The organism is Streptomyces sp. NPDC015345 (genome assembly GCF_043078805.1).
Lineage (GTDB): Bacteria > Actinomycetota > Actinomycetes > Streptomycetales > Streptomycetaceae > Streptomyces.
This window is the reverse complement of record NZ_JBIBTX010000009.1, coordinates 266936-290441: the sequence shown is the minus strand read 5'-3', so window position 1 is coordinate 290441 and position 23506 is coordinate 266936. Positions and strand designations below refer to the sequence as shown.

The window sequence follows — 23506 nt, the reverse complement described above, 5'->3', positions numbered from 1 at the left end:
GGAATGCGACGGGTGGGAATTGATTCAGCGGGTGGGGCGCGTGCTCTCAGCGAATGGGGCGGTGGACGTTGTCGTGTTTGGAGGGGCCCGGGGCCGCTTCCGCGATCCACGGCCCGTCGCCGGAGGGGTCGATGATCCCGGATTCGAGCCAGGTGTAGGTGCCCGAGAGGACGCCCCTGACCACCTTGTGGTCCAGGTCGTCGGTGTTGGTCCACAGCCGGCCGAAGAGTTCCTCGACGCGGATGCGGGACTGACGGCAGAAGACGTCGGCCAGTTGGTACGCCTCGCGGCCGTGGTCCTCGGTGGTGCGCAGGAGCTCGGCGCGTACGCAGGCCGCGCTCATGGCGAAGAGCTCCGCCCCGATGTCGACGACGCGGCCGAGGAAGCCCTGCTTGGTCTCCATCTTTCCCTGCCAGCGGGACATGGCGTAGAAGGTGGAGCGGGCCAGCTTGCGGGCGCCGCGCTCGACGTAGCGCAGGTGGCCGGAGAGGTCCGCGTGCCCGGGCGGGTGGAACTCGGCGTAGGAGCGCGGCAGTTGGCCGGGGCCCGCCACGAGTTTCGGCAGCCAGCGGGCGTAGAAGCCGCCGGCCCGCGCGCCCGCCTTGGCCTTGTCGGAGAGGGTCTTGTCGGGATCGATGAGGTCGCCGGCGACCTTCAGGTGGGCGTCGACGGCCTCGCGGGCGATCAGCAGGTGCATGATTTCCGTGGAGCCCTCGAAGATGCGGTTGATGCGCAGGTCCCGCAGGATCTGCTCGGCGGGCACGGCACGCTCGCCGCGCGCCGCGAGGGACTCGGCGGTCTCGAAGCCGCGGCCGCCGCGGATCTGCACCAGTTCATCGGCCATCAGCCAGGCCATCTCGGAGCCGTACAGCTTGGCAAGCGCGGCCTCGATGCGGATGTCGTTGCGGTCCTCGTCGGCCATCTGCGAGGAGAGGTCGAGTACGGCTTCGAGCGCGAAGGTGGTCGCCGCGATGAAAGAGATCTTCGCGCCGACCGCCTCGTGGTGCGCGACCGGCTTGCCCCACTGCTCACGGGCGCCCGACCACTCGCGGGCGATCTTCAGGCACCACTTGCCCGCGCCGACGCACATGGCGGGCAGGGAGAGCCGTCCGGTGTTGAGGGTGGTGAGGGCGATCTTCAGTCCCGCGCCCTCCGGACCGATGCGGTTCGCGGCCGGGACCCGCACCTGGTGGAAGCGGGTGACGCCGTTCTCCAGGCCGCGCAGGCCCATGAAGGCGTTGCGGTTCTCGACGGTGACGCCCTCGGAGTCCGCCTCGACGACGAAGGCCGTGATGCCGCCCTTGTGGCCCTCCGACTTCGGCACGCGCGCCATCACGACGAGCAGGTCGGCGACGACGCCGTTGGTCGTCCACAGCTTCACGCCGTCCAGGACGTAATCGTCGCCGTCGGGCACGGCCATGGTGGCAAGGCGTGCCGGGTCCGAGCCGACATCCGGCTCGGTCAGCAGGAAGGCCGTGATGTCGGTGGTGGCGCAGCGCGGCAGGAAGGCGTCCTTCTGCGCCTGTGTACCGAAGATCTTCAGCGGCTGCGGTACGCCGATCGACTGGTGCGCGGAGAGCAGCGCGCCGATCGCGGGGCTCGCGGAGCCGACGAGGGCGAGGGCCTTGTTGTAGTACACCTGCGTGAGACCGAGCCCGCCGTACTTCGTGTCGATCTTCATGCCGAGGGCGCCGAGTTCCTTGAGGCCCTTGATGGTCTCGTCGGGAATGCGCGCCTCGCGCTCGATGCGGGCCGAGTCGATCTTCGTCTCGCAGAACTCCCTGAGCCTGGCGAGGAACTCCTCGCCGCGTACGGCGTCCTCGGCCGGGGGCATCGGATGCGGGTGGATCAGGTCGAGCCGGAAGCGCCCGAGGAAGAGTTCCTTGGCGAAGCTGGGCTTGCGCCAGTCCTGCTCGCGGGCGGCCTCGGCGACCCGCCGGGCCTCGCGTTCGCTCACGGACGGTTTGGGGGTTGGTGCGGTCATGAGGAGCTCACCTCGCCGCGCAGAAGGGTCGGGTACGGGCTTCGGTTACTGCCTGGTGCTACTGGATCGTTGGTACCCCATTCGTCCCGTACCCACCAGTCCTCGCGCAGCGTTCGTACGAGACGCGTCCGGCGCACGCACGAAAACGGCCGGAGCCCCCGCACAGTGGGCTCCGGCCGTTGTCCTCGGGGGTCGTGGCTGCTGAGTGGCTTACAGGGCGAGGCCCGTCAGCACCATGACCCGCTCGTAGGTGTAGTCGTCCATCGCGTAGCGGACGCCCTCGCGGCCGACGCCGGACTGCTTGACGCCGCCGTACGGCATCTGGTCGGCGCGGTAGGACGGGGCGTCGCCGATGACCACGCCGCCGACCTCCAGGGCGCGGTGCGCACGGAAGGCGGTCTGGAGGTCGTGCGTGAAGACGCCCGCCTGGAGGCCGTACTTGGAGTCGTTGACGGCGGCGAACGCCTCCGCCTCGCCGTCCACCTTCTTGAGGGTGAGGACCGGTCCGAAGACCTCCTCGCAGGCGATGGTCACGTCGGCCGGTACGTCGGCGAGGACGGTCGGCGCGTAGGTGGCGCCGTCGCGCTTGCCGCCGGTGAGCAGCTGCGCGCCCGCCTTGACGGCCTCGTCGACCCAGGACTCCACACGCTTGGCGGCGTCCTCGTTGACCAGCGGGCCCACGTCGGTCTTCGGGTCGGAGGGGTCGCCGGTGACCTGGGCCTCGACGGCCTTGACGACGCGCGGCACGAGCCGGTCGTACACGGAGGCGTCGGCGATGACCCGCTGCACGGAGATGCAGGACTGGCCGCCCTGGTAGTTGGAGAAGGTCGCGATGCGCGAGGCGGCCCAGTCCAGGTCCTCGTCCGAGGAGAAGTCGCCGAGGACGACGGCCGCGCCGTTGCCGCCGAGCTCCAGGGTGCAGTGCTTGCGCGGCACCGAGTCCATGATCGCGTAGCCGACCTTGTCGGAGCCGGTGAAGGAGATGACCGGCATGCGCTCGTCCTGGACGAGGGCGGGCATCTTGTCGTTGGCGACCGGCAGGACCGACCAGGAGCCGGCGGGCAGGTCCGTCTCCGCGAGCAGCTCGCCGAGGATCAGGCCGGACAGCGGGGTCGCCGGGGCGGGCTTCAGGATGATCGGCGCGCCGACGGCGATGGCCGGGGCGACCTTGTGCGCGCAGAGGTTCAGCGGGAAGTTGAACGGCGCGATGCCGAGGACGACGCCCTTGGGGAAGCGGCGGGTCAGGGCCAGGCGGCCCTGGCCGCCGGCGTCGGTGTCCAGGCGCTGGGCCTCGCCACCATTGAAGCGGCGGGCCTCCTCCGCGGCGAACCGGAAGACGGAGACCGCGCGGCCGACCTCGCCGCGGGCCCACTTGATCGGCTTGCCGTTCTCGGCGGAGATGAGCTGCGCGATCTCCTCCGTGCGCTCGACGAGGCGGCGGCTCACGTGGTCGAGGGCGGCGGCGCGGGCGTGGGCGGGGGTCGCGGCGAACTCGTCGCGGACGGCGTACGCGGCGGCGACGGCCTCCTCGACCTGGGCGTCGGTCGGGACGGCCGCCTTGGCGACGAGCCGTCCGTCCCAGGGGGAGGTGACGTCGAACGTGGTCTCGCCGGTGGTCTGGCGACCGGCGAGCCAGAAGGCGTGGATGGAAGTCATGTGTTTCCCGGCCCTTCCGCGGAGGTGTGTCTGGGGGGTACGTGGTACGTCCCTCACCGTAGGGGGAGGTGGAGTTCTTGACGTTTGTCCGGGGCGGAGTACTGGCCGGGGGCCTCGCGCCGGTTTGTACTGGCGGGGGGTGTGGGGGGGGCTTTGGTTGGCGCCGGCGCTGCGCGGCATGTGCGGGGGTGTTTTGGCTTGGCGACTGCGCTGTGCGGCATGTGCGGGTGCGTCGTGGCTGAGCGCGCCGTTCCCCGCGCCCCTACGGGGGCGCGTCTCAGTCCGTTGTCGTCGTTGTCGCCTTCAGGGACAGCCACAGCTCCATGCGGACGTCCGGGTCGTCCAGGGAGCGGCCGAGGATTTCCTCCACCCTGCGCATGCGGTAGCGCAGGGTGTGGCGGTGGACGCCCAGGTCTGCCGCTGCGGCGTCCCACTGGCCGTGGCGGGAGAGCCAGGCGCGCAGGGAGGCGACGAGGTCGCCGCGGCCGGTCGCGTCGTGTTCGTGCAGTGCTCGCAGCAGGCCGTCCGCGAAGGCCCGCACCGCGTCGTCCGCGAGCAGCGGGAGCACGGACCCGGCGGCCAGTTCCTCGTGCTCGACCAGGGCCCTGCCGCGCCGCCGGGCGACGGACAGCGCCTGCTCGGCCTGCTTGTACGCGGTGGCAGCGGCGATCGGTCCCGCCGGTGCGGACAGGCCCATCACCAGCTCGGGCTCCTCGCCGGACGCCGTGGCCTCGCGCCCGGCGGTGCCCCGCCCGGCCTCCAGGGCGGCGGCGTACTGCGCGCAGGCCCGCGCCCCGGCGCCGCCGTCCACGACGAGCAGCACCAGCCGCTCCCCGTAGGGGACGACGAGCAGGGCCTCGCCGGAGCGGGCGGCCGCGGTCTCGACGATGTCGACGAGCGCGGCGAGCGGGTCGCCGCCGACCGAGGCCGCCGCCACAGCGAGCACCGCGGCCGATGTCGCGGCCGCTGCCGGAGCGCCGGTCTTCTCGCCGCTCTCCTCGGGGCCCGGCGCCGCGCCCGCCCGCACCCGGGCCGCCGAGGCGGAGGCCACCTCGGCGACGACGAGCCGGAAAGGGGCGTCCAGGAGGCCGCCGTAGAGATCCCCGGCGACGGTCCGCGCGTGGTCGGGCTCCCCGGCCAGCAGCATCCGCAGCACGGCGGCGCCGATCCGCTGCTCGGCCGCGTGCAGCGCGCGCGACCGCTCGGTGGTGAGGGTCAGGAGCGCGATCGCGGAGTGCACCGCGTACCGCTCGGCGGTGCCGAGGGTGGACGCCGTGCCGACGGCGAGCGCGGCGCGCGGCCTGCGGCCGGTGCCGAGGGAGTGCAGCTCCACGCGGTCCTCGGCGCCCGCGACGACCGAGCTGGCGGGCGCGGGCCGCTCCCGCAGGCGTTCGACGTCGGCGGTGAGCCGGGCGGCCCGGCGGGTGGCCCACTCCGGTGCGGTGGCGACGACGGCGCCGGACGCGTCGTACAGCGCGGCCCAGCCGTCGACCTGCCCGGCGAGCGCGAGCAGCAGGCCTTCGGGGCCGTCGCTCAGCGCCTGCCTGGTCAGCTCGCGCTGGGCGGAGAACCCGGCGGTCACCGCGCGGTACTGCTCCTCCGCGATGGCGGCGGACACGGCCTTGCTGATGGCGATGAACGGCGTGCGGCGCGGCACCTCGATGAGCGGGAGCTCCGCCTCGGTGGCGGCGTCGAGGAGGGCTTTGGGGATGTCGGGGTAGTGGACGCCGACGGCGAAGCCGAGGCCGACGACGCCCGCGCCCGCGAGCCGTTTCACGTAGCGCCGCATGGCCTGCGGGTCTTCCGCGTCCAGTTTGAGCGCGGTGATCAGGAGCAGTTCGCCGCCCTCCATGTAGGGCACGGGGTCGGCGAGTTCGCTGGCGTGCGCCCAGCGCACGGGGGTGTCCAGGCGCTCCTCGCCCGCACGCACGGTCAGCTTGAGCGCGGAGTGGTGGACGAGCGAGGCGAGCGTGGGCGGCATGGGACCTTCAGGTCTGCGGCAGGCGGGGCGGGCGGGCTTCCCGGCGGCCCGAGGGCCCGTGGGCTCCGAGGTTCGGTGGCCCGGACGCCGGGATGTGGATCTTTTGGCCGGTCCGTATGAACGACCTGTGTCGATTCTGCCTCACCGTACGGTGTGGACAAGACCGGTCGCCCCCGTACGTGTGTCATCGGGTCGGCGCCCTTTCCGGGCCGCCGTCAGCCGCGCAGGTCCACCAGCAGCGGCGGCGCGTACTCCCCTCGTACGTCGGTGAGCGAGAGCACCGCGTGCCCCGGCGGCATGGCGTGGGCCAGCTCGGACGCCGACCAGCGCTCGCGCTCCACCTGGCGGACGGTGACGGCGTCCCTGGTCACCGTCTTGCCGGTGACCAGCTTGCGCAGCGCGTGCAGGGCGCGGGTCATCGGCTGGTCCGCGAAGACCGCGTGCTGGGCGACCTCGCGGGTCTCGATCCACGCCTTGCCCCACGCCTCCGCGAAGCGTCTGCCGTCCCACGTCGAGATGCCCGAGAAGGCCATACGGCAGCCGACGGTGGCGTACAGCGGTCCTTGCAGCGGTTCGGGTACGTCGCTCACGGTGCGCAGGGCGAGCACCACTCCCGCGTTCGCCGACCGCAGGCGCTGCATGCCCCTGACCGTCTCGGCGGTCACGGTCCGCGTGGCGTCGTCGAGGACGAGGCAGATGAAGTGCTCACGGTCGGCGCGGGTGTGCGCCATGGCGTTGAACTGGGCGAGTAGGAGGCGGGCGAGCAGCCGGGACGCCTCCGCGTGCCCCCGCTCGGGCAGGTCGATGCGGACGCGCATCGGGTGGTGCACCACGGCGCGCAGGGAAAAGGGGCTGTCGCTGCCCGCGCCGAAGAAGTCGGCGAACGCGGGCCGGTCGAGGAGAGCGAGCCGGTCGGCGAGGGCGGGGCCCGGGTCGGCGACGCTGCCCTGCTGGCGGATCCGCGCGTCGAGTTCGCGCCGCATCACGGCGTGCTCCTGCGAGCCGAGGGCCTGACGCAGGTCCGCCACCGCCGCGGGCACGCCTTCGAGCAGTTCCCGGAGCAGCGGCACGGAGGGGAACCGTCCGTACGCGGCCCAGTAGGGGCCGAGCACCTGGGCCAGCGTGGTGGCCGCGCGGCGGCTGTCCACCGCGTCGAGGTCGCCGACCAGGCCCTCGGCCAGGAAGGAGGCGGCCTCGTCGGGGTCCGTGGTGCCCGCGTACAGGTCGAGGTCGTGCGTCGATGCGGGGTCGCCGAGCTTGACGACGACGTCGTACGCGTCGTCCGCGCCGAGCGGCGTACCCGCGGGGCACACCGCGACGACCGCGCAGCTGCCGGTGAGCGCCTGGAGGGAGAGGGATTCGACGACGGGCCGGATGAGCCTGCCGGTCTTGCCCGCGCCGGACGGTCCCACCGCGAGCAGCGAGGTGCCGAGCACCGCGGGGTCCAGGGCGATGCCCGCGCCGCGGCTGGCCCGGGGGTTGCGCTCCTCGGGGACGCACCGGCCGATCCTGACCTGCCCCACGAGCAGGTCGTGGAGCGCGTCGCGCGAGGGGAGGTCGCGGGCTCCGGAGGGGTGCGTCCATGCCGCGCCGCCCTGGCGCAGCACCGTCTCGGTGAACGAGGCGATCAGGGCCGAGCGCTGCTGTGCCGCGCTCCACTCCCGGCGCACCCGGACGCAGTCGACGTCGTTCATCCGGCCGCCGAGCACCTCGGCGGCGAGCACGTCGGCCGCCTGGTGCTGTCCCGCCCCCCTGAGTTCGGGCCACTGGGCGCGGGGTGCGACCGGGGCGGGGCCCGGCGGGGGCGGCGGCAGTTTCGGGTCCTTCCGTGAGTCGGCCGCCCAGCTCCGCACGAGGCCCCGCCAGTCGCCGAGCCGCGCGAAGGGCCACAGGACCGCCGCGGTGATCAGGGTGTACAGGCCATAGGTGACGAACTCGTTCTCGAAGACCTGGTATCCGCCCGTGCACAACGCCATCAGGGCCATGACGGGTGTGGCGATCGGCAGCGCGTCCCAGGAGACTGCGGGGAAAGCCTGCGGCCAGACGAACACCAGCACGAGCAGCGCGCCGAGCGCCGAGCGGATCGCCCGGACGGGCTGCTCCCTCCGGGCGATGACATGCCGCAGGGCCTCGGACCAGTTCCCGAGGCGCCCGACGCCGTACACCAGCAGTCCGAAGAAGACGCCGTTGACGACGACCAGGGCTTCGTAGCCCTGCCACACGCTCGGTTGGAGGCTCGCCGCGTAGAACCACTCGCCGGGCAGGAAGAGTTGGATGAGCGGCGTCTGGTAGGGCACGCGCCCTTGCCGCCAGAGGAACCAGACGAACAGCCCGAGTACGAGGGAGATCGTCATCCCGGCCAGCAGGGCGCGGTCCAGGCGCCGCCCGTCCTCCTCGTCCGGCGGCGGCGGGACGTGCCGGAACCGCCAGATCCCGGGGCCCGCTTCGGGGCGCGGCGCGTTCAGCCAGTCGGCGGTCTCCGACGGCGCCGCGGGCGGCCGGCGCGGCATCGGCGGCGCCGGCACAGCCGCGGACGGCTCGGGCGGCAGGACGACGGGCGGGGCCGGGAGGCTGTCCGGCCGGCGCGGCACGGGAGTCGCGTGCGTGCCGTGCACGTCCTGCGTACCGTCGGAATCCATGATCCTTGCCCCCTGGCCTGCCGCTCTCCTGGTTCGCGGGCCAATCTAGTGCCATGGCAGGGGGAGTTCACCGGCTACGCGCCCGGGTGGTGAACGACGGTGGTGAGGGCGGTCTCCCACGAGAAGCCGTCCGGGTCGGTGAAGGGACCTGTGTCGGTGCCGATCGTGAGCCGGTGCGAGCCGCTGCCGTCCGGAGACACCCCGAGGTCCTTGGCGAGGGCGCGGCGACGGTAGAGCGCCAGCTTTACCGGGCTCGGGCCGGGCTCGAACTCCGCGTACACGCGGCCGGCGCTCTTCGCCACGGTGAGGCCCCGGCCCACGTAGAACCGCTTGCTCGCCCCGACGTCCGCGACACCCAGCAGGAGGACGATCGCGTCGATCCGCCGGGCGGCGGGGCCGGTGTCCTTCTTCGCCGAGGTCGCGACCTTCCAGATCGTCCCGTCCGGGGCCTGTACGACACCGCTGTACCCCCAGAGCGACTTCGTGGCGGGTTTCAGCGAGGTGGCCCCGGCGTCGAGCGCGGTGCCGATGAAGCTGTCGACGGTGGCCGGTCCCGGGACGGTGAGTCCCAGGGTGAAGCCGCGGAAGCCCGTGGTGGGGGCCTGCGAGGCCCGCAGCCGTATCTGTGTGTCCAGGTCGAAGGCGGCGGCGTGGAAGCGGCGGGCGGCCGCGAGGTCGGCCACGCCGAGGGTGACGGTGTCGATGACGGTCATGCCCTCACACCGCCTGGGGTTCGGCGGCCGGGGTCCGTCGGTTCCTGACCGGTCTCGACACCTGTTTCACCACGCACGGCGGCATCCCCTCCGCGGCGCGGGCCGCCGCGCGCCGGTAGGCGCCCGGCGACATGCCGACCAGCTCGGTGAAGCGGGTGCTGAAGGTGCCGAGCGAGGAGCAGCCGACCAGGAAGCAGACCTCGGTGACGCCGAGGTCTCCGCGGCGCAGCAGAGCCGTCGCGCGTTCGATGCGACGCGTCATCAGATACGCGTGGGGCGACTCGCCGTAGGCCTGCCGGAACTGGCGGCTGAGGTGCCCGGCGGACAGGTGCGCGCCGCGGGCGAGCGCCTCGACGTTCAGCGGCCGGGCGTACTCCCGGTCGATCCGGTCACGTACGCGGCGCAGCCTGGCGAGGTCGCCCGTGCGATGTGCCGCGGCGCGTGCGCGGCCCCACGAGGGGTGACACATGAGGGAACTCCTTCGGGTGGGTGAGGCACAGCCGTGCGGATGAGGCGCAGTGGTACGGGTGCGGCTCAGCGGACCTCCTGGATGCGGATCAGGTTGCCCGCGGGGTCGCGGAAGGCGCAGTCGCGGATGCCGTACGGCTGCTCGGTCGGTTCCTGGACGACCTCGGCGTCGCCCGCCCGCACCTTCTCGAAGGTGGCGTCGAGGTCCCGGGTGGCCAGCAGGATCCAGCCGTAGGTGCCCTTGGCCATCATCTCGGCGATGGTGCGCCGCTCGTCCTCGGTGATCCCGGGGTCGGCGGCGGGCGGGGCCAGGAGGATGGACGTACCGGGCTGGCCGACGGGGCCGACGGTGATCCAGCGCATCCTGCCCTGACCGACGTCGCTGCGGACCTCCATGCCGAGGGTGTCGCGGTAGAAGGCCAGGGAGGCGTCCGGGTCGTCGTGCGGGAGGGCCGTGGTGTGAATGGTGATGTCCATGACGATGAGGCTAGGCAGGGCGGCCGCGCCGCGCTTCTCGATTCCTGATCGATGGCGGCCCCTGCCCGGCCGGGGGCCCTGCTATGTCCATCACGGACAACCGCCGCGCCGAACAACTCCCCCATGGAGCATGCCCGCGCCCCCGTGCCGCCCCTAACCTGCGAAGAAAGCAGAGATACGCCCGGAAGACGGCGTCCCGGACGCTCCTCGTGGCCGGCCGGCGTCCCGCGGTCACCGATCCACCCAAGACCCCACCCCCAGGAGTCCCCCATGAGCGCACTTCCGCAGGAGCGTCGCCTCGTCACCGCCATCCCCGGTCCGAAGTCGCAGGAGCTGCAGGCCCGCCGCACCGCCGTGGTGGCCGGTGGCGTGGGCTCCGTGCTGCCCGTCTTCACGGCCCGTGCGGGCGGCGGCATCATCGAGGACGTCGACGGCAACCGGCTGATCGACTTCGGCTCCGGCATCGCCGTGACGTCCGTCGGCGCCTCCGCCGAGGCCGTGGTGCGCCGGGCCTCCGCCCAGCTCCAGGACTTCACGCACACCTGCTTCATGGTCACGCCGTACGAGGGTTACGTGGCCGTCGCCGAGGCGCTCGCCGAGCTGACGCCGGGCGACCACGAGAAGAAGTCGGCGCTGTTCAACTCCGGCGCCGAGGCCGTCGAGAACGCCGTCAAGATCGCCCGTGCGTACACCAAGCGCCAGGCCGTCGTCGTCTTCGACCACGGCTACCACGGCCGTACGAACCTCACGATGGCGCTGACCGCCAAGAACATGCCGTACAAGCACGGCTTCGGCCCGTTCGCCCCCGAGGTCTACCGCGTCCCGGTCGCCTACGGCTACCGCTGGCCGACCGGTGCCGAGAACGCCGGCCCCGAGGCCGCCAAGCAGGCCATCGACCAGATCACCAAGCAGGTCGGCGCGGAGAACGTCGCCGCGATCATCATCGAGCCGGTGCTCGGCGAGGGCGGCTTCATCGAGCCCGCGAAGGGCTTCCTGCCGGAGATCGTGAAGTTCGCGAACGACAACGGCATCGTCTTCGTGGCGGACGAGATCCAGTCCGGCTTCTGCCGCACCGGCCAGTGGTTCGCCTGTGAGGACGAGGGCATCGTCCCGGACCTGATCACCACGGCCAAGGGCATCGCGGGCGGTCTGCCGCTCGCCGCCGTCACGGGCCGCGCCGAGATCATGGACGCCCCGCACGCGGGCGGCCTCGGCGGCACCTACGGCGGCAACCCGGTGGCCTGCGCCGGTGCGCTGGGTGCCATCGAGACCATGAAGGAGCTCGACCTCAACGCCAAGGCGAAGAGCATCGAGGCCACCATGAAGGCCCGCCTGGGCGCCATGGCCGAGAAGTTCGACATCATCGGCGACATCCGTGGCCGCGGCGCGATGATCGCCATCGAGCTGGTCAAGGACCGTACGACCAAGGAGCCGAACCCGGCGGCCACCGCGGCCCTGGCCAAGGCCTGCCACGCGGAGGGCCTGCTGGTCCTGACCTGCGGCACGTACGGCAACGTCCTGCGCTTCCTGCCGCCGCTGGTCATCGGCGACGACCTGCTGAACGAGGGCCTGGACATCCTTGAGGGCGCCTTCGCGGGCCTCTGAGACCGCCGGGGCCTGTCGGAGTGACCATCGGGGGCGTGTGAAGAACGTGTGCGGGCCCCATGACGGGTTGCCGATGTTCCTGTCGGCCCGCCATCGCCTGCCGTACGGTTTCTGCAGATGAGAGAGACACCCCGCCCACAGGGGACTGTGGGCGACACCAGGGCGGAGCCTCCCCAGCCCCGTCTTGGTCGTGCCTTCGCGCACGCACCCGGAGCTTCCGGCTCCGGAACTCCTCACCGATCGGATGGCCGCCCGCCCCACACCCCCCGGGGCGCGCGGCGACCCGGTCCCCTCGGCCGCCTCGGAACCACCCCCCCTGTTCCGAGGCGGCCGCCCCTTTTTCTCCCGCTCTCCCTGTGCGCGTGCCTGTTCGCGCTCCTCACCTGGCAGATCGTCGTCGACGGTCCGCTGCGCCGCGCCGACGAGCGCGCGGGGCGGGCGACCGTCGGCAGCTCTTTCCCGGAGCGCGCCGCGGAGTTCTTCGCCGACCTCGGCAACCTCGGCGTCGCCGTGCCGGTCCTCGGGGCCGTCCTCGCGTACGCCGCCTGGCACGGACGCCGTGCCGGGGTGTTCCGCTGGTGGCTGGCGCCGCTGGCCGCCGCCGTCGCCATGGCCGCGGTGCCCGCGCTCGTCGTGCCGCTCAAGGCGGCCGTGGACCGGCCGGGGCCGCCGGGCATGGCGGGGCATGACGGCTTCTACCCCTCGGGGCACGCGGCGACGGCCGCCGTCGCCTATGGGGCGGCCGCGCTGCTGGCGCTGCCGCTGCTGCGGCGCGCGTACGGCCGAGGTGGACTGCTCCTCGGCTGCGTCCTGTTGAACGTGGCGGTCGGTTTCGGACTCGTGCGGCGCGGATATCACTGGCCGCTGGACGTGGTGGCTTCCTGGCTGCTGTGCGGGATGCTGCTGACGGCCATGACCGCGCTGACTGAGCGGTACGGCCGGGAACCGGGCCCGGAGTGACCGTCGCGCGGGGCTCGGATGACTGCCGGGAGGCCCGCGCGCGCATCCCGAGGTCACTCCCCGCGTTCCTCCCCCTCCCCCAGCAGCCCCGCGGCCGCCTCGTGCATGGCCAGTTCGAGCAGTGCCGGATCCGTCAGCGTGCCCCGGCCGTCCGGCGGCACCAGCCAGCGGACCCCGCCGCTCGCCCGCCCGGGATGGGGCACGACGATCCAGGTGCCGCGGCCGGCGCCGCGTACGCCCGTGCCCAGCCAGCGGGCGGCCGTGCCCGCGGGCACGAAGAAGCCCACGCGCGCGTCCCCGAAGTCGGCGAGCACCGGTCCGGGGCGCTCGACGCGGCGGTTCAGTACGTCGAGCGTGGTGCGGCCGAGCTCGCCGGGGAGGATCAGCACGTCCCAGCGGCGCCCCGCCGGCAGGAGCGCGACCCCGAGCGGACTGCGCTCCCACTCCCAGCGGCAGGCGTCCGGATCCGGCGCCACCGACACGAGCCATTCGACCGCCGACCTCGCCCCCGGGCCGCCCGTGCGGCCCCTGCCGCCCGTGTCACCCGAGCCACCCGTGCCAGCCATGACCGGACCTCCCTTTCCTGTGCGACGACCGTGCGTGTCACAGGTGAGAGGGGCCCGGGTCGCGGGCATTACGCGGGTTCGGGCACCCGCTGGTGGTGAAGCGGCTCACGGCGGGATGGTGGGGCGTACGCCGGTTCAGCTGTCGAAGCCGAGGCCCAGCTTGTCCATCGTCTTGAGCCAGAGGTTCCGCTTGCCGCCGTTGGCGTCGGAGCGGGCCAGCGACCACTTGGTCAGCGCGACGCCCGTCCAGGCGAACGGCTCCGGCGGGAACGGCAGCGGCTTCGTACGCACCATCTCCAGGCTCGTCCGCTCCGTGCGCTCCCCGGAGAGCAGGTCCAGCATCACGTCGGCGCCGAACCGCGTGGCCCCGACCCCCAGCCCGGTGTACCCGGCGGCGTAGGCGACGCGGCCCTTGTGCGCCGTGCCGAAGAACGCCGAGAAGCGCGAGCAGGTGTCGATCGCGCCGCCCCACGCGTGCGTGAAGCGGACCCCCTCCAGCTGCGGGAAGCAGGTGAAGAAGTGCCCGGCGAGCTTCGCGTACGTCTCGGGCCGGTCGTCGTACTCGGCGCGGACCTTCCCGCCGAACGGGTAGATCGCGTCGTAGCCGCCCCACAGGATGCGGTTGTCGGCGGAGAGCCGGAAGTAGTGGAACTGGTTCGCGCTGTCGCCGAGCCCCTGCCGGTTGCGCCAGCCGATCGCGGCCAGCTGCTCCTCGCTCAGCGGCTCGGTCATCAGCGCGTAGTCGTAGACCGGCACGGTGTACGCGCGGACGCGCTTGACCAGCGAGGGGAAGATGTTCGTGGCGAGCGCCACCTGGCGGGCGAAGACGCGGCCGTACGGCGTGCGGACCGCCATCCCGGCGCCGGCGGAGGCCAGCTCCAGGGCGGGCGTGTGTTCGTAGACGCGTACGCCCTTCTCCAGGCAGGCCCGCTTCAGGCCCCACGCCAGCTTCGCCGGGTGCAGCATGGCGACGCCGTCGCGGTCCCAGAGGCCGCCGAGGAAGGTGGGCGAGTCGACCTGCCCGCGCACGGCGTCCGCGTCGAGCAGCTCGGCGCCGCCCGCCAGGCCGTGGGCCGCCATCTCCTCGTACATCTCGCGCAGTTCGGCCACCTGGTGCGGCTCGGTGGCGACGTCGATCTCGCCGGTGCGCTCGAAGTCGCAGTCGATGGAGTAGCGCTTGACGGCCGCCTCGATCTCGTCGAGGTTGCGGGCGCCGAGCTCCTCCAGCCTCTCGATCTCGCCGGGCCAGCGGGACAGGCCGTTGGCGATGCCGTGCGTGAGGGAGGCGGCGCAGAAGCCGCCGTTGCGGCCGGAGGCGGCCCAGCCCGCCTCGCGGCCCTCGACGAGGACGACGTCGCGCCCGGGGTCGCGCTCCTTGGCGATGAGCGCGGTCCACAGGCCGCTGTAACCGCCGCCGACGACGAGGAGGTCGCAGCGGTCGTCGCCGGTGAGGGCGGGCTCGGGGGCGGGCCTGCCCGGGTCGTCCAGCCAGTACGAGACCGGCTGGGCGTCGGAGAGGGACTTGGTCCAACGGGTCATGGCGCTTGGGGCCATGATTTCCACTCCTTCGAGAACTGCGTCACGGTTACTTGGGCTGTTTGTTGCGGCGCTTGCCGATCAGCATTCCGGCGAGCACCAGGAGCACGGCGACGAGGAACATCGCCGTACCGATCACATTGATCTGAACGGGCGTGCCCCGCTGTGCCGATCCCCAGACGAACATGGGGAAGGTCACGGTCGAGCCCGCGTTGAAATTCGTGATGATGAAATCATCGAAGGAGAGCGCGAAGGCGAGCAGCGCGCCCGCCGCGATGCCCGGTGCGGCGATCGGCAGCGTGACCCTCAGGAACGTCTGCACGGGACCGGCGTAGAGGTCCTGCGCGGCCTGTTCGAGGCGGGGGTCCATCGACATGACGCGCGCCTTGACGGCGGTCACCACGAAGCTGAGGCAGAACATGATGTGGGCGATGAGGACGGTCCAGAAGCCCAGCTGTGCGCCCATGTTGAGGAAGAGGGTGAGCAGCGAGGCGGCCATGACGACCTCGGGCATCGCCATCGGCAGGAAGATCAGCGAGTTCACGGCGCCGCGCGCGCGGAAGCGGTAGCGCACCAGCGCGAAGGCGATCATCGTGCCGAGTACGGTCGCGCCGATCGTCGCCCAGGTGGCGATCTGGAGGCTCAGCGAGAGCGACCCGCACATGTCGGCGACGCCGCACGGATCCTTCCACGCGTCGAGCGAGAACTCCTGCCAGGAGTAATTGAAGCGCCCCTTCGGCTTGTTGAAGGAGAAGACGGTCACGACGATGTTCGGCAGGAGCAGATAGGCGAGCGTGCACAGGCCCGCGATGACGACGAGGTTGCGCCGCAGCCAGCGTACAAAGGCCATCAGACCAGGTCCTCCGTCCCCGACTTGCGGATGTAGAAGGTCACCATGAAGAGGATGGCGGCCATGAGAATGAAGGAGAGGGCCGCGGCCGTCGGGTAGTCAAGGACGCGCAGGAACTGCGTCTGGATGACGTTGCCGACCATGCGGGTGTCCGTCGAGCCGAGCAGGTCCGCGTTCACGTAGTCGCCCGCCGCCGGGATGAAGGTCAGCAGCGTGCCGGAGACGACGCCCGGCATGGAGAGCGGGAGCGTCACCTTGCGGAAGGTGGTGCTCGGCTTGGCGTAGAGGTCGCCCGCGGCCTCGTGGAGCCGGCCGTCGATGCGCTCCAGCGAGGTGTAGAGCGGCAGGATCATGAACGGCAGGAAGTTGTACGTGAGGCCGCAGATCACCGCGAGCGGCGTCGCGAGGACCCGGTCGCCCGCCGTGACGCCCAGCCAGCTGGTGACGTCGAGGACGTGCAGGGAGTTGAGGGCGCCGACGACGGGGCCGCCGTCCGCGAGGATCGTCTTCCACGCCAGCGTACGGATGAGGAAGCTGGTGAAGAACGGCGCGATGACCAGGACCAGGATGATGCCCCGCCAGCGACCCGCGCGGAACGCGATGAGGTACGCGAGCGGGTAGCCGAGCAGCAGGCACAGGACCGTGGCGGCGCCCGCGTAGAGCACCGAGCGCAGGAACTGCGGCCAGTAGTCGGTGAGCGCGTCCCAGTAGGTGGCGAAGTGCCAGGTGACCTTGAAGCCTTCTTCGAGCGACCCGGTCTGGACGGAGGTCGAGGCCTGGTAGACCAGCGGCAGCGCGAAGAAGACGACCAGCCAGAGGAGGCCGGGGAGCAGCAGCCAGTAGGGGACGAGGCGGCCGCGCTTGCGGGGCCCGCGGGCGGCCGGGGCCGGGTCCTCGGGGTCCTTCGCCGGTGGCGCTTCGGTGAGGGTCGTCGTCATGCGGAGGCGTCCTCCTCGACCTTTGAGGCGCCCGCCTCGATGTCCTGGGCGGCGTCGAGGGCGAAGGTGTGCGCGGGGTTCCAGTGCAGGACGACCTCGGCGCCCGGGGTGAGCCGGCCGTCGCGCTCGATGTTCTGCGCGTACACCTCGAAGGAGGGGCAGACCGGGCTGCGCACCACGTACTGCGTCGATACGCCGATGAAGCTGCTGTCGGCGATGCGTCCCGTGATGCGGTTGCGCCCCTCGGGAATCCGCCCCGCGTCGTCGGCGTGCGCGAGGGAGATCTTCTCGGGGCGGACGCCGACCAGGACCTTGCCGCCGGTGGCGGTGGGGCCGGTACATCGGGCGGCGGGCAGCGTCAGCTTGCAGTCGCCGGCCTTCACGACGAGGTCGTCGCCGCTCGTCGCGGCGACCTCCGCCTCGATGAAGTTGGAGGTGCCGAGGAAGTTGGCGACGAAGGTGGTGCGCGGGTTCTCGTAGAGGTCGGCGGGGGCGCCGAGCTGTTCGACGCGGCCGCCGTTCATCACGGCCACGGTGTCGGCCATCGTCATGGCCTCCTCCTGGTCGTGTGTGACGTGCACGAAGGTGATGCCGACCTCGGTCTGGATGCGCTTGAGCTCCAGCTGCATCTGGCGGCGCAGCTTGAGGTCGAGGGCGCCCAGCGGCTCGTCGAGGAGGAGCACCTTGGGGTGGTTGATGAGCGCGCGGGCCACGGCGACGCGCTGCTGCTGGCCGCCGGAGAGCTGGTGCGGCTTCTTGCGGGCCTGCTCGCCGAGCTGAACGAGGTCGAGCATCTCGCCGACCTGGCCCTTCACCGACTTGATGCCGCGCCGGCGCAGGCCGAAGGCGACGTTCTCGAAGATGTCCAGGTGCGGGAAGAGCGCGTACGACTGGAAGACGGTGTTCACGGGCCGCTTGTACGGCGGCAGGGACGTGACGTCCTGCTCGCCCAGGTGGACCGTGCCGGAGCTGGGTTCCTCCAGGCCCGCGATCATGCGGAGCGTGGTCGTCTTGCCGCAGCCGGAGGCGCCGAGCAGGGCGAAGAAGGAGCCCTGCGGCACGGTGAGGTCGAGCGGGTGCACGGCGGTGAAGGAGCCGTACGTCTTGCTGATCCCGGTGAGACGGACGTCGCCGCCGGTTTCTTGAGCAGAGGTCATGGTGGGGTCCAGATGAAGTCGAGGGGGAACAAAGGCGCCCCGCAAGGGGCGCGGGGAACTGCGCGACCAGCCACAACGGACCCGCAGTTTCAAGCGGCCACAGCCCAGCGCAGCGGCGCCGTGTCACACGCCGGTCAGCCTCGCGAACTTCTCTTCGTAGGCGGTCTCTTCCTTGGGCGTGAGCGACCGGAACGCCCGGGACTTCGCCTTCATCTCCGCGTCAGGGATGATCAGCGGATTGGCCGCGGCGTCCTTGTCGATCTTCGCGAGCGCGTCCCGCACCCCGTCGACCGGGCAGACGTAGTTGATGTACGCCGCGAGGCGTGCCGCGGGCTCCGGCTCGTAGTAGTAGTCGATGAGGCGCTCGGCGTTGCGCTTGTGCCGCGCCTTGTTGGGGACCAGCAGGTTGTCCGTGGACGTGATGTAGCCCTGGTCGGGGATGTGGAAGCCGATGTCCGGGTTGTCGGCCTGCAACTGCACGATGTCGCCGGCCCAGCCGAGGCAGGCGGCGATGTCGCCCTTGGCGAGGTCCGAGGTGTAGTCGTTGCCGGTGAAGCGGCGGACCTGCTTCTTGTCGACGGCCTTCTGGAGGCGGGCGATGGCCGAGTCGAAGTCGTCGTCGGTGAAGTCCCCGGGGTCCTTGCCCATGTCGATGAGCGTCATGCCGACGGTGTCGCGCATCTCGGAGAGGAACCCGACGCGGCCCTTCAGCTTGGGGTCCTCGAGGAGCTGCGAGACCGAGGTGATCTTCTTCCCGCCGGTCGCCTTCTTGTTGTACGCGATGACGGTGGAGATGCCGGTCCAGGGATACGAGTAGGCCCGGCCCGGGTCCCAGTCGGGGTCGCGGAACTGGGTCGACAGGTTGGTGTACGCGTGCGGCAGGTTGGCCGGGTCCAGTTTCTGGACCCACCCGAAGCGGATCAGCCGTGCGGCGAGCCAGTCCGTGACGCAGATCAGGTCGCGTCCGGTCTCCTGGCCCGCGGCGAGCTGCGGCTTGATCTTCCCGAAGAACTCGACGTTGTCGTTGATGTCCTCGGTGTACTTGACGCTGATCCCGGTGCGCTTCGTGAACGCCGCCAGGGTCGGCCGCCTGTTCTCGTCCTTCTCGTCGACGTCCATGTACTCGGTCCAGTTGGAGAAGGCGATCTGCTTCTCCTCGGCCGAGTGGTCATCGGACGAGACCTCGCCCTGGCTCTTGCCGGCCGGGGGGATGCCACAGGCGCTCAGGGCGCCGAGGCCGCCGACGGCGAGCGCGCCGCCGGTGGAGGCGCGCAGCAGGGAACGGCGGGTCAGGGACCCCCTGCCGTACCGCAGGCTGCGGTGCATGGCCGCCAGTTGGGCCGGGGACAGCGGGTCGGGCTCGTACTGCTCCATGCGCGTGGTTGCCCTTTCGGGAGGAAGGCGGCCGCTGGTCGGGCGGCCTGTGACGACGTGGCGGCGTGGCCGAGCGGCCACGCGCCTAACGGTCCCCGAAGATCGTGCGGTGCCAGTCCTTGCGGACCACCGCGGTGTTGTCGAACATGACGTGCTTGACCTGCGTGTACTCCTCGAAGGAGTAGGTGGACATGTCCTTTCCGTAGCCCGACGCCTTGTAGCCGCCGTGCGGCATCTCGCTGAGGATCGGGATGTGGTCGTTGACCCACACGCACCCGGCCTTGATCTCGCGGGTCGCGCGGCCCGCGCGGTACACGTCGCGGCTCCAGGCGGAGGCGGCGAGTCCGTAGGGGGTGTCGTTGGCGAGCCGGATGCCCTCGTCGTCGCTGTCGAAGGGCAGTACGACGAGGACGGGCCCGAAGATCTCGGACTGTACGACCTCGCTGTCCTGCGCCGCGTCCGCGATGAGGGTGGGCTTGTAGAAGGCGCCCGGGTGGGTGAGCGCCTCGCCGCCGGTCACCACGCGCGCGTAGGAGCGGGCCCGGTCGACGAAGCCGGCGACGCGGTCGCGGTGGACGTGCGAGATGAGCGGCCCCATGTCGGTGCTCGGGTCGAACGGGTCGCCGAGCCGCACGCTCTCCATGAGGTCGGCGACGCCCTGCACGAAGGCGTCGTACAGCGGACGCTGGACGTACGCGCGCGTGGCGGCCGTGCAGTCCTGCCCGGAGTTGATGAGGGCGCCGGCGACCGCGCCGTGCACGGCGGCGTCCAGGTCGGCGTCATCGAAGACCACGAAGGGGGCCTTGCCGCCGAGCTCCAGGTGGAGGCGCTTGACGGTGGCGGTGGCGATCTCGGCGACGCGCTTGCCGACGCCGGTGGACCCGGTGAAGGAGGTCATGGCGACGTCGGGGTGCCCGACGAGATGCTCACCGGCGTCCCTGCCCGCGCCCGAGACGATGTTGACGACACCGTCCGGGATACCGGCCTCGGTGGCGGCCCGCGCGAAGAGCAGCGAGGTGAAGGGCGTCAGCTCGGCGGGCTTGAGGACGATGGTGTTGCCGGCCGCGATCGCCGGGAGCACCTTCCAGGCGGCCATCTGGAGGGGGTAGTTCCAGGGCGCGATGGACCCGACGACACCGATGGGTTCACGGCGTACGTACGAGGTGTGGTCCCCGGTGTACTCACCGGCCGCCTGGCCCTGGAGGTGCCGGGCGGCGCCCGCGAAGAAGGCGGCGTTGTCGACGGTGCCGGGGACGTCGAACTCCCGGCTCAGCTTGATCGGCTTGCCGCACTGCAACGACTCGGCCTGCGCGAACTCCTCCGCGCGGTCGGCCAGCACGCCCGCGAAGCGATGCATGGCGTCGGAGCGCTCGCCGGGGGTGGCACCGGCCCACCCGGGGAACGCCGCTGCGGCGGCCGCGACGGCGGCGTCGACGTCGTCCCTTCCGGCGAGTTCGTACGAGTAGACCTCCTCGGCGGTGGCGGGGTCGACGACTGCGTGCGTGCGTCCCGAGGTCCCCTTCGTCAGCCGTCCGGCGATGTACTGCGCGCCGTCCGCGAAATGGTCCTGCGCCTGGAAGTTGTGCATGACGCTCTCCTCCGCCACCCTCCCCGTCGCGGGGGTCGGCGTAGCTCCAGATCGATTTGAGTGCCGATCCTGACAGAGCAGTACAGGTCCAACAAGTGATTCCGTTGTTGCCTTTTGGTTACGCGACGGAATCTGTCGACCAGGTGTCGAGTCGTCCTCGAAAACCCAGGACGGAGTGTCAGTGGTGCGTGCCAGACTCGCGTGCATGACGAAGATCGACTCGGTGGAGGCGCTGGTCGGCGCGGTGCACGCGGGGCAGCGAGTGAAGTATCTGTACTTCTGGGGGCACACCCCGCGCCGCGACGGCACGCTGGGCGCGAGCTGCCTGAGCCAGTGGTGGCCCTCGCCGTTCACCGTGGACGGCGTCACGTACGCGACCGCGGAGCACTGGATGATGGCGGCCAAGGCCCGCCTCTTCGACGACGCGGACGCCGAGCGCGCGGTCCTCGCGGCGCGTACACCCGCCGAGGCGAAGAACGCGGGGCGGCTGGTGCGGGGCTTCGACGAGGCGATATGGGCGCGGGAGCGGTTCGGGATCGTGCTCACCGGCAGCGTCCACAAGTTCACCTCGGACCCGGCGCTGCGGGAGTTCCTGCGGGGCACGGGCGAGCGAGTGCTGGTGGAGGCGAGTCCGCTGGACCGGGTATGGGGCGTGGGCCTGGCCGCCGACGACCCCCGCATCCAGGACCCGGAGGAGTGGCGGGGGCCGAATCTGCTGGGGTTCGCGTTGATGGGGGCGCGGGATGGGGTGGCGGCGGGCTGAGCGGGGGGCGGATGGCGCGGGGTGGCGCGGAGCGGGGGCGGGCGCGGAGCAAAGCCCCGGGGGGGGTCGGTGGGGAGGGCCCGCAGCTGCGGGCACGGGTCGGTCTCAACCGCAGCTCCCGGCCGGTCCCGGCTGCGGGCCCGCCGACCCCAGCCGTGGCCCCGGTCAGGCTCAGCCGCAGCCCCGATCGGCCTCAGCTGCGGCCCCCGGCCAATCCCCGCTGCGGCCCCCGGCCGGTCCCAACCGCAGCCCCCAGCCAATCCCGGCCACAGCCTCAGCCGGGCTGCGCTGCCGTCGTCGTGCGGCCCGGCGGCTCCAGGGAGCGGGAGTCCGTCTCCTCGTCCGGCATCACGAGGATGATCACCAGCAGCACCACGGCCAGCACGATGCCGACCGCCCCGCAGATGATCCCCGCGAGGGCCTGACCCCCGTTCGTCGCCTCGCCGCGGCGCGCCTTCCCGCGCCCCACGGCGCCGAAGATCACCGCGAGGATGCCGAGCACGATCGCGAGCGGCCACAGGCAGAAGCCGACCGTCGCGATGATCCCGAGGACCAGCCCGGCGACGCCCATGCCGTTCGCGGGCGCCATCGGCATGGCGGGCCAGCCGTATCCGGGCATTCCCTGACCCGGGTATCCGGGGTACCCCGGATACCCCTGCGGTCCCGCGTACCCCTGGGGGCCCTGATGCCCCGGAGCGTTCGCGTGACCGGGGGGCCCTGGGTGTACCCCGTGGCCCCCGTACCCGTAAGGCCCGTAAGGCATCTGCCCCGGCCCGTCCGGCGAGACCGGGGGCGGTGGCACCGGCTCGCCGGGAGCCGCGAAGGCGTTGCCGGCGCCCGATGCCCAGGCCGCCGGAGGTGGAGGCGGCGGCGCCCCGGCCCCAGTCCCGGTCCCGGCCCCGGAGGGAGCCGCGGGCGAAGCCCGGTCCCCCCGCTTGTCCAGCCGCACCGCGGCATCCTCCGGCGGCGGAGCCCACGGGTCCCGCTCCTCCGGAGCGTCCGCGCCACGCGGCACGGCGTCGTCCCCGGATCCGGAAGGCCTGGCGGTCACGAGGTCACCTCTTTCATACGTTCCGTCATGTTACGGCCCACGCTTTGCGCGCGACGACCGAGGCCTACGATGATCCCCGACCCACCGATCAGCCGATCAATTCCGTTCCTGGGGAGGAAACCGTGACCGAGCAGCAGACCGCAGCCACGACAGCGAGAGACCCGCACGCCTTCATCGCCGGACTGCCCAAGGCGGAACTGCACGTGCACCACGTGGGCTCGGCCTCCCCCCGCATCGTCTCCGAGCTGGCCGCCCGCCACCCCGACTCCTCCGTGCCGACGGACCCCGAGGCGCTCGCCGACTACTTCACGTTCACGGACTTCGCGCACTTCATCCAGGTGTACCTCTCCGTCGTGGACCTGATCCGCACCCCGGAGGACGTACGCCTGCTCACCTACGAGGTGGCCCGCGACATGGCGCGGCAGAACGTCCGCTACGCCGAGCTGACCATCACCCCGTACTCCTCGGTGCGCCGCGGCATCGACGACCGCGCCTTCATGGACGCCATCGAGGACGCCCGCAAGGCCGCACAGGACGAGTTCGGCACCGTACTGCGCTGGTGCTTCGACATCCCGGGCGAGGCCGGACTCGTGTCCGCCGAGGAGACGCTCCGCCTCGCCACCAGCGAGAAGCTGCGCCCCGATGGGCTCGTCTCCTTCGGTCTCGGCGGCCCCGAGATCGGCGTGCCGCGCCCGCAGTTCAAGCCCTACTTCGACCAGGCCATCGCGGCCGGCCTGCACTCGGTGCCGCACGCGGGCGAGACCACCGGCCCCGAGACGGTCTGGGACGCCCTGGTCCACCTAGGCGCCGAGCGCATCGGCCACGGCACGACCTCCGCCCAGGACCCGAAGCTGCTCGCCCACCTCGCCGAGCACCGCATCCCGCTGGAGGTCTGCCCGACCTCGAACATCGCGACACGCGCGGTGCGCACGCTCGACGAACACCCCATGAAGCAGTTCGTCGAGGCAGGGGTCGTGGTCACGATCAACTCCGACGACCCGCCGATGTTCGGCACCGACCTGAACAACGAGTACGCGGTCGCCGCCCGCCTCCTGGACCTCGACGAGCGCGGCATCGCGGCCCTCGCGAAGAACGCCGTGGAGGCGTCCTTCCTCGACCCGGCGGGCAAGGCCCGGATCACCGCCGAGATCGACACGTACACGGAGACGTGGCTCGCCCCCTGACCCGGCACCACAATGG

19 protein-coding genes are annotated in these 23506 nt (G+C 71.8%); 4 read left to right on the top strand and 15 right to left on the bottom strand.

What is annotated here, in order from left to right; translation table 11 throughout:
- Positions 1-46: 46 nt before the first annotated feature.
- The 7 genes from ACF062_RS32685 to ACF062_RS32655 form a co-directional block, all read right to left on the bottom strand.
- Positions 47-1984 (bottom strand): acyl-CoA dehydrogenase family protein, encoded by a 1938-nt coding sequence (locus ACF062_RS32685; protein WP_223777087.1) that lies wholly within the window; start codon positions 1982-1984, stop codon positions 47-49.
- A gap of 210 nt (positions 1985-2194) precedes the next feature.
- Complete coding sequence (locus tag ACF062_RS32680; RefSeq protein ID WP_392143212.1) at positions 2195-3640, bottom strand: aldehyde dehydrogenase family protein; 1446 nt, start codon at positions 3638-3640, stop codon at positions 2195-2197.
- A gap of 277 nt (positions 3641-3917) precedes the next feature.
- Positions 3918-5621: a PucR family transcriptional regulator gene (locus tag ACF062_RS32675; RefSeq protein WP_392143211.1), complete on the bottom strand. Its 1704-nt coding sequence runs from the start codon at positions 5619-5621 to the stop codon at positions 3918-3920.
- Positions 5622-5836: 215 nt separating this feature from the next.
- A complete protein-coding gene (locus ACF062_RS32670) occupies positions 5837-8260 on the bottom strand; it encodes an ATP/GTP-binding protein (RefSeq protein ID WP_392143210.1) in 2424 nt (807 codons plus the stop codon).
- A 74-nt stretch (positions 8261-8334) separates the two neighbouring features.
- Entirely contained in the window at positions 8335-8973 is a 639-nt protein-coding gene (locus tag ACF062_RS32665) for a glyoxalase (RefSeq protein WP_392143209.1), read from the bottom strand.
- Positions 8974-8977: 4 nt separating this feature from the next.
- Complete coding sequence (locus ACF062_RS32660; protein ID WP_392143208.1) at positions 8978-9442, bottom strand: helix-turn-helix transcriptional regulator; 465 nt, start codon at positions 9440-9442, stop codon at positions 8978-8980.
- A gap of 65 nt (positions 9443-9507) precedes the next feature.
- Positions 9508-9918, bottom strand: coding sequence for a VOC family protein (locus tag ACF062_RS32655; RefSeq protein WP_356580366.1), 411 nt, complete (start codon positions 9916-9918; stop codon positions 9508-9510).
- Positions 9919-10188: 270 nt separating this feature from the next.
- Between ACF062_RS32655 and gabT the strand changes: the two genes are divergently transcribed.
- Together gabT and ACF062_RS32645 are read left to right on the top strand one after the other, a co-directional pair.
- On the top strand, positions 10189-11523 hold the full coding sequence (gabT, locus tag ACF062_RS32650) for a 4-aminobutyrate--2-oxoglutarate transaminase (protein WP_392143207.1): 1335 nt from the start codon (positions 10189-10191) through the stop codon (positions 11521-11523).
- A gap of 117 nt (positions 11524-11640) precedes the next feature.
- Entirely contained in the window at positions 11641-12483 is an 843-nt protein-coding gene (locus ACF062_RS32645; RefSeq protein WP_392143206.1) for a phosphatase PAP2 family protein, read from the top strand.
- A gap of 53 nt (positions 12484-12536) precedes the next feature.
- On the opposite strand, the gene ACF062_RS32640 is transcribed toward ACF062_RS32645, so the two are convergent.
- From ACF062_RS32640 to ACF062_RS32610, 7 genes are all read right to left on the bottom strand, one after another.
- On the bottom strand, positions 12537-13049 hold the full coding sequence (locus ACF062_RS32640; RefSeq protein ID WP_223777079.1) for a hypothetical protein: 513 nt from the start codon (positions 13047-13049) through the stop codon (positions 12537-12539).
- A 135-nt stretch (positions 13050-13184) separates the two neighbouring features.
- A complete protein-coding gene (locus ACF062_RS32635) occupies positions 13185-14603 on the bottom strand; it encodes an NAD(P)/FAD-dependent oxidoreductase (RefSeq protein ID WP_392143205.1) in 1419 nt (472 codons plus the stop codon).
- A 31-nt stretch (positions 14604-14634) separates the two neighbouring features.
- Entirely contained in the window at positions 14635-15435 is an 801-nt protein-coding gene (locus ACF062_RS32630) for an ABC transporter permease (RefSeq protein WP_223777077.1), read from the bottom strand.
- Positions 15435-16373 (bottom strand): ABC transporter permease, encoded by a 939-nt coding sequence (locus ACF062_RS32625; RefSeq protein WP_392143204.1) that lies wholly within the window; start codon positions 16371-16373, stop codon positions 15435-15437. Before ACF062_RS32625 ends, ACF062_RS32630 begins: the two co-directional genes overlap by 1 nt.
- Positions 16370-17530 (bottom strand): ABC transporter ATP-binding protein, encoded by a 1161-nt coding sequence (locus tag ACF062_RS32620; RefSeq protein ID WP_392143203.1) that lies wholly within the window; start codon positions 17528-17530, stop codon positions 16370-16372. Before ACF062_RS32620 ends, ACF062_RS32625 begins: the two co-directional genes overlap by 4 nt.
- Before the next feature lie 123 nt (positions 17531-17653).
- Complete coding sequence (locus ACF062_RS32615; protein ID WP_392143202.1) at positions 17654-18904, bottom strand: spermidine/putrescine ABC transporter substrate-binding protein; 1251 nt, start codon at positions 18902-18904, stop codon at positions 17654-17656.
- Between the two features lie 85 nt (positions 18905-18989).
- Positions 18990-20492 carry a gamma-aminobutyraldehyde dehydrogenase gene (locus ACF062_RS32610; RefSeq protein ID WP_392143201.1) on the bottom strand — a complete coding sequence of 501 codons (1503 nt, stop codon included), beginning with the start codon at positions 20490-20492 and terminating at the stop codon, positions 18990-18992.
- Between the two features lie 205 nt (positions 20493-20697).
- Here ACF062_RS32610 and ACF062_RS32605 point away from each other — a divergent pair, with 205 nt between their 5' ends.
- Complete coding sequence (locus ACF062_RS32605) at positions 20698-21255, top strand: NADAR family protein (protein ID WP_392143200.1); 558 nt, start codon at positions 20698-20700, stop codon at positions 21253-21255.
- A gap of 274 nt (positions 21256-21529) precedes the next feature.
- Here the strand turns inward: ACF062_RS32605 and ACF062_RS32600 are convergent, their stop codons facing one another.
- Positions 21530-21874: a DUF4190 domain-containing protein gene (locus ACF062_RS32600; protein WP_392143199.1), complete on the bottom strand. Its 345-nt coding sequence runs from the start codon at positions 21872-21874 to the stop codon at positions 21530-21532.
- A gap of 554 nt (positions 21875-22428) precedes the next feature.
- On the opposite strand from ACF062_RS32600, the gene ACF062_RS32595 reads away from it, so the two are divergent.
- A complete protein-coding gene (locus ACF062_RS32595) occupies positions 22429-23490 on the top strand; it encodes an adenosine deaminase (protein ID WP_392143198.1) in 1062 nt (353 codons plus the stop codon).
- Positions 23491-23506: the final 16 nt, after the last annotated feature.

Bases quoted from the DNA above. Each gene is read 5' to 3' on its own strand.
- ACF062_RS32685 (WP_223777087.1), bottom strand. From the start codon at position 1,984: ATGACCGCACCAACCCCCAAACCGTCCGTGAGCGAACGCGAGGCCCGG.
- ACF062_RS32680 (WP_392143212.1), bottom strand. From the start codon at position 3,640: ATGACTTCCATCCACGCCTTCTGGCTCGCCGGTCGCCAGACCACCGGC.
- ACF062_RS32675 (WP_392143211.1), bottom strand. From the start codon at position 5,621: ATGCCGCCCACGCTCGCCTCGCTCGTCCACCACTCCGCGCTCAAGCTG.
- ACF062_RS32670 (WP_392143210.1), bottom strand. From the start codon at position 8,260: ATGGATTCCGACGGTACGCAGGACGTGCACGGCACGCACGCGACTCCC.
- ACF062_RS32665 (WP_392143209.1), bottom strand. From the start codon at position 8,973: ATGACCGTCATCGACACCGTCACCCTCGGCGTGGCCGACCTCGCGGCC.
- ACF062_RS32660 (WP_392143208.1), bottom strand. From the start codon at position 9,442: ATGTGTCACCCCTCGTGGGGCCGCGCACGCGCCGCGGCACATCGCACG.
- ACF062_RS32655 (WP_356580366.1), bottom strand. From the start codon at position 9,918: ATGGACATCACCATTCACACCACGGCCCTCCCGCACGACGACCCGGAC.
- gabT (WP_392143207.1), top strand. From the start codon at position 10,189: ATGAGCGCACTTCCGCAGGAGCGTCGCCTCGTCACCGCCATCCCCGGT.
- ACF062_RS32645 (WP_392143206.1), top strand. From the start codon at position 11,641: ATGAGAGAGACACCCCGCCCACAGGGGACTGTGGGCGACACCAGGGCG.
- ACF062_RS32640 (WP_223777079.1), bottom strand. From the start codon at position 13,049: ATGGCTGGCACGGGTGGCTCGGGTGACACGGGCGGCAGGGGCCGCACG.
- ACF062_RS32635 (WP_392143205.1), bottom strand. From the start codon at position 14,603: ATGGCCCCAAGCGCCATGACCCGTTGGACCAAGTCCCTCTCCGACGCC.
- ACF062_RS32630 (WP_223777077.1), bottom strand. From the start codon at position 15,435: ATGGCCTTTGTACGCTGGCTGCGGCGCAACCTCGTCGTCATCGCGGGC.
- ACF062_RS32625 (WP_392143204.1), bottom strand. From the start codon at position 16,373: ATGACGACGACCCTCACCGAAGCGCCACCGGCGAAGGACCCCGAGGAC.
- ACF062_RS32620 (WP_392143203.1), bottom strand. From the start codon at position 17,530: ATGACCTCTGCTCAAGAAACCGGCGGCGACGTCCGTCTCACCGGGATC.
- ACF062_RS32615 (WP_392143202.1), bottom strand. From the start codon at position 18,904: ATGGAGCAGTACGAGCCCGACCCGCTGTCCCCGGCCCAACTGGCGGCC.
- ACF062_RS32610 (WP_392143201.1), bottom strand. From the start codon at position 20,492: ATGCACAACTTCCAGGCGCAGGACCATTTCGCGGACGGCGCGCAGTAC.
- ACF062_RS32605 (WP_392143200.1), top strand. From the start codon at position 20,698: ATGACGAAGATCGACTCGGTGGAGGCGCTGGTCGGCGCGGTGCACGCG.
- ACF062_RS32600 (WP_392143199.1), bottom strand. From the start codon at position 21,874: ATGCCCGGATACGGCTGGCCCGCCATGCCGATGGCGCCCGCGAACGGC.